The organism is Bacillus sp. C30 (genome assembly GCF_040838255.1).
Classification (GTDB): Bacteria; Bacillota; Bacilli; order Bacillales; family Bacillaceae_G; genus Bacillus_A; species Bacillus_A mycoides.
This window is the reverse complement of the sequence record NZ_JBFPJH010000265.1, coordinates 1-4,655: the sequence shown is the minus strand read 5'-3', so window position 1 is coordinate 4,655 and position 4,655 is coordinate 1. Positions and strand designations below refer to the sequence as shown.

7 protein-coding genes are annotated in these 4,655 nt (G+C 36.2%); 5 read left to right on the top strand and 2 right to left on the bottom strand.

Translation table 11 applies throughout. From position 1 onward, the window contains the following. The first annotated feature begins 270 nt into the window (after positions 1-270). Positions 271-819, top strand: coding sequence for a DUF4352 domain-containing protein (locus AB3X49_RS18075; RefSeq protein WP_002166236.1), 549 nt, complete (start codon positions 271-273; stop codon positions 817-819). A 127-nt stretch (positions 820-946) separates the two neighbouring features. Here AB3X49_RS18075 and AB3X49_RS18070 read toward each other — a convergent pair whose 3' ends face one another. Next, on the bottom strand, positions 947-1,183 hold the full coding sequence (locus tag AB3X49_RS18070) for a hypothetical protein (protein WP_002087264.1): 237 nt from the start codon (positions 1,181-1,183) through the stop codon (positions 947-949). Positions 1,184-1,383: 200 nt separating this feature from the next. Between AB3X49_RS18070 and AB3X49_RS18065 the strand changes: the two genes are divergently transcribed. From AB3X49_RS18065 to AB3X49_RS18050, 4 genes are all read left to right on the top strand, one after another. Continuing rightward, positions 1,384-1,530, top strand: a complete 147-nt coding sequence (locus tag AB3X49_RS18065) for a YjcZ family sporulation protein (protein WP_000540380.1) — start codon at positions 1,384-1,386, stop codon at positions 1,528-1,530. A 299-nt stretch (positions 1,531-1,829) separates the two neighbouring features. Then, positions 1,830-2,171 (top strand): PadR family transcriptional regulator, encoded by a 342-nt coding sequence (locus AB3X49_RS18060; protein ID WP_050000900.1) that lies wholly within the window; start codon positions 1,830-1,832, stop codon positions 2,169-2,171. Continuing rightward, positions 2,164-2,646, top strand: a complete 483-nt coding sequence (locus AB3X49_RS18055; RefSeq protein ID WP_367963805.1) for a hypothetical protein — start codon at positions 2,164-2,166, stop codon at positions 2,644-2,646. Before AB3X49_RS18060 ends, AB3X49_RS18055 begins: the two co-directional genes overlap by 8 nt. Further along, the gene (locus tag AB3X49_RS18050; protein ID WP_367963802.1) at positions 2,643-3,170 is read left to right on the top strand and encodes a permease; all 528 of its coding nucleotides are present in this window, start codon (positions 2,643-2,645) and stop codon (positions 3,168-3,170) included. The genes AB3X49_RS18055 and AB3X49_RS18050 overlap by 4 nt, the downstream gene beginning before the upstream one ends. A gap of 43 nt (positions 3,171-3,213) precedes the next feature. On the opposite strand, the gene AB3X49_RS18045 is transcribed toward AB3X49_RS18050, so the two are convergent. Beyond that, complete coding sequence (locus AB3X49_RS18045) at positions 3,214-4,596, bottom strand: MDR family MFS transporter (protein ID WP_367963808.1); 1,383 nt, start codon at positions 4,594-4,596, stop codon at positions 3,214-3,216. Positions 4,597-4,655 lie beyond the last annotated feature (59 nt).

Below are 4,655 nucleotides of genomic sequence, written 5' to 3'. Positions count from 1 at the left end.
ATATAGACCCATTACTGGTTAAAATGTTATAATTAAACCACCCTACATAGTTACTCATGTTCAGGATGAGAAACTAACGTCTTATTAAGTAATGCGCATAACTTAAATAAACAAGACACTGCAAAGTGTCTTGTTTATTTGCATCAAGTTTCCTTTTTATCCCAAAACCAATATAATAAAATGTAACATTTAATACATATAAAGAAAAATATAGATTTATTAAATCATTATGGCACCCATGAAAGTACTTTTATTTTGGAGGAACAAACTATGAACAAAAAGTTATTAACATCATTATTATGTAGCACATTCTTATTTGGATTATCAGCTTGCAGTTCACATGATACATCTAGCAGTAACACGAAAAACGAACAGGAGACTTCTAAAGAAACAAAGAATGATGAACTTAGCAACAAGGATCCTCAAAAAGAACTTCCCACCCATGGAGATTCTTCTGATGTATACATATCAATACACTCTGCCGATTCATTAGATGTTATAGGTAATGGAGAAGTTAAAGCACAAGGTGTATTTAAAGTATTAGACGTCGCAGTTTATAATCGTCAAGAGGAACCCATTACACTAAATAACAATAACTTTAAATTAATTGACGGAACCGGAAGAGAATATCACATTTCTAATGAATCTCAATTAGTACTTAAAGCTGCAAATACTGCTACATTTAAATTTGGTGTTCTTAATCCTAATGAAAATTCGGAAGGGAACATTGTATTCGATGTTCCGAAAAATACGCAAGGATTAACTTTGAAAATTAATGGAGATATGCTGGATGAAGGGATCGAGTTAAAGGTGGAATAGTCAAAGAAAATACAAACCACCTATCACAACTTATACTAACATAACAAAAAGTACAGCCTCTGTATTAACTACAGTAGACTGTACTTTTTCATTTGTGATTTTGTATAACTCACTATAACAGGATTCCTTAGTTCTTTTGAGAAGATGCTCTCCAATCACGAAAAGATGTTGGAAACCCAGAATGTCCACGTTGCTTTGTAACAACTGGTTTCTCTTGAAGAGTAGTTGATTTCTCTTCAAGAATAGTTGGTTTTTCTTCAAGAATACTCAAAGCTGTTTGCATTTTCTCCAGCTGTTCTTTTAAAGCTTGCTGCTCAATCTTTAAATCCGTAAGTAAACGTAATATCATCTCAGAATTAGCCATAACGATCTCCTTTCCCCCAATGCACAGAATAAAATACCATATGTAATAAGCGGAATACTCGTGACAAAAATAAGTTCGTCAACTCTTTTAAAATACCGAGTACTTTTATTTTTTCAAAGGGACCTGCTCAAGTTTATCCGTAAAAACATAAAGTGATATAAATCCATTAATATATGGACTTTATGGAAGGAGGAGTTAATATGGGCTATGGTGGTAGTTGTGGAGGCTATGGTGGTAGTTGTGGTGGAGGCTGTGGTTTTGGCGGTGGATTCGCCTTACTTGTTGTGCTCTTTATTTTATTAATCATCGTTGGAGCTAGCTGTTGGGGCGGCGGATTCGGCTGCTAATAAGAGGCACTCTTGAGAGTGTCTTTTTTTTATTTCTCAATATAGGGCTAACATATATGTGTTACTATCAAAAGGCGAGATTCCCTAAGCGTAATATAGTAGTTTACCAACTATGAAAGCCACTGTCACAAGAAAACAGTAGGCTTTTATTTTGTTATTTAACAAGATTAAAACATGAATTGCCATTTCCCCTCAGTAACATTTTTAAATTGACATAGCACTTCATGCACCATATACTGTTAACAACAGTATACTGTCATTAACAGTATATATTCCAATTCATTCTAGGAGGTATATTCATGAAACATACAGGAAGACATACAGGTGCATTTCTTTTGTTATTTTTAGCAGAAGGTGATAACTATGGCGGACAGCTACTTCAGAAATGTGAAGAAGAACTTCCGGTCAATCCAATTGATAGTGCCATCCTTTACCGCACGCTGAAGAAATTAGAAAACGAAGGCGCTATTGAATCTTATGTAAGTACATCCGTTCCAGATAAACCGAGAAAGATGTACAAAATTACTAAGACCGGCAAAGAACAATTAGCAGATTTTCAAATAGATATTGAGGAAAAAATGAAAAACTTAACCTTTTTCTTAAACAAATATAAAGACTTAAAGGAATCTAATCATGATTAATGGCGCTATCCTTTACACTTTGGCCATTATTCTTACGGGGATTTCTTTTATGAAGGATCGGAATAAAACGAAAGCTGCCCTATTAAAATCATGGAAAATATTTCGAAACCTCCTCCCTGCCATGCTCTCCATTATGCTTTTCGTTGGACTATCACTTTCTATCTTAACGCCGTCCTTCATCTCTTCCATCATTGGAGAACAGTCCGGGTTCATAGGTATTATTTATTCAGCAATACTCGGCTCCGTTGCACTCATTCCAAGCTTTGTCGTGTTCCCACTTGGTAATACGTTAGTACAGCACGGCGCAGGTCTTCCTCAAGTTGCGGCACTCATGTCTACACTAATGTCAGTAGGAATTACAACCTTGCCGATGGAAAAAAAGATATTCGGACGAAGCTTTGCTTACGCTCGTAATGCATCTGCATTACTCATGTCACTCCTATTCTCATATATCATTTGGGTGGTGATGGTATGAATGAACTAAAAAGATATCGCTTCTTTTTCATTTTGCTGATTGGACTTATCATTCTAACTTTTATAAACCAATCTTTAGGATGGAGCGCATTACAATTAACAGGGAATAGCATTTTAGATATGTTGTTTCTACTCCCCCCTGTCCTAGTAGTTGTAGGGTTACTTGATCAGTGGGTGAAGAAAGAAACACTAATGAAATACATGGGAGAAAAGTCCGGCATATATGGAATATTATTCTCTCTATTATTAGGCGGAATTGCAGCTGGTCCCCTCTATGTTGCCTTTCCGATTGCAGCACTACTATTAAAAAAAGGCGCCAGCATTAGGTACATCGTATTTTTCTTAGGTGTTTGGACAACTGCGAAATTACCGATTATGGTCTATGAATTTTCTTCATTCGGAGCTACCTTTACGCTCATTCACATTTGCTTCGGTCTGTTGTTCTTCTACGTAATGGGCATCGTTTTTGAGAAGTTTTATGATCAACGGCAGTTGTTGCAGTATGATATTACGAAAGAAATGTAAAAAGACATCTTTATCTTGTAAAGATGTCTTTTTAATATGAACCTTAATTTTCGTTCTGTAAAACCCTCGCTGCCTTTACTTCCTTTTTCTCTTCTTTTAAGAACAACGATACGATAAAAGCAATAATGATAAAGATTAATCCAAGTGTAAATGCACCTTGGAATCCGGATGTTAAGCCATTTAACTTCTCTACTGGGTCCATTGGATTTGCGGAGCTTTCCATATACTTAGTTGTTCCTGAAGACATTTTCGAAATAAAGATAGCCGTACCAATTGCGCCAGCTACTTGCTGTAACGTATTAAACAGTGCTGTTCCGTGCGGATATAAATCTGGTGTTAATTGATTTAATCCATATGTTTGTGCTGTCATTACAAACATGAGCCCGACCATTAATACGCTATGCATGACAATAATTTGTACCATTGATGTGTCAGGAGTAATGCCTTTAAATAAGAACATTGCAATACCTACTAACACAATACCGGGAACGATAACAACTTTCGGACTAAATTTATCAAATAGTTTACCTGCGATTGGTCCCATTATGGCGCTAATAATACTTCCCGGAAGCATTATTAGTCCTGATTTAAATGCTGTAACGAGTAAAACTGTTTGCAGGAACATCGGTAATAAAGTCATCGTTGAAAATAACGACATCATCACAATGACGATTAATCCAACTGATATTGTAAACATCGGAACTTTAAATGCACGTAATTCTAAAATTGGATTCTCGATTTTTAATTGTCGCACTACAAAAATACATAGTGATATAAGCCCAACAATTAAGGCGCCATACACTTTCGGATCGGGCCACCCTAAATCACCTGATGCACTAAAGCTATACACAAGCCCGCCAAATCCTAATGTCGATAAAAGGATAGATGGATAATCTACTTTCGGTCTTGTTAACTCTGTAACATTTTTAATGTATTTCATTCCAATTACAATTGAAATGATCACGATAGGAATAACAATGTAGAATAACCAGCGCCAATTTAATGAATCAACGATTACTCCAGATAATGTAGGACCAATTGCTGGAGCTGCCATCATCACAAGTGCGATTAATCCCATCGTGGCACCGCGCTTTTCAGGTGGACAAATAATTAAAATCGTATTCATTAATAACGGTGAAATTAACCCCGTCGCTACTGCTTGGACGATACGGCCGATTAATAAAACGGAAAATGTCGGTGCGAATCCCGCAATTAATGTACCGACTAAAAACGTTATCATAGCGATCAAAAACATTTGTCTCGTTGTGAGCCATTGCTGAAGTAACGCTGTAATCGGGACTAAAACCCCAACCACCAACATGTAAGCTGTAGAAAGCCATTGAATAGTTGAAGCTGTTACGTCAAATTCTTTCATTAATACCGTTAACGCATTACCAAGTAACGTTTCGTTTAATAATGCAACCATTGCACCTAAGAACCTGTCTAGAATCTTTTTAATAAAATCGCCACGCCTGCCAATAAGCA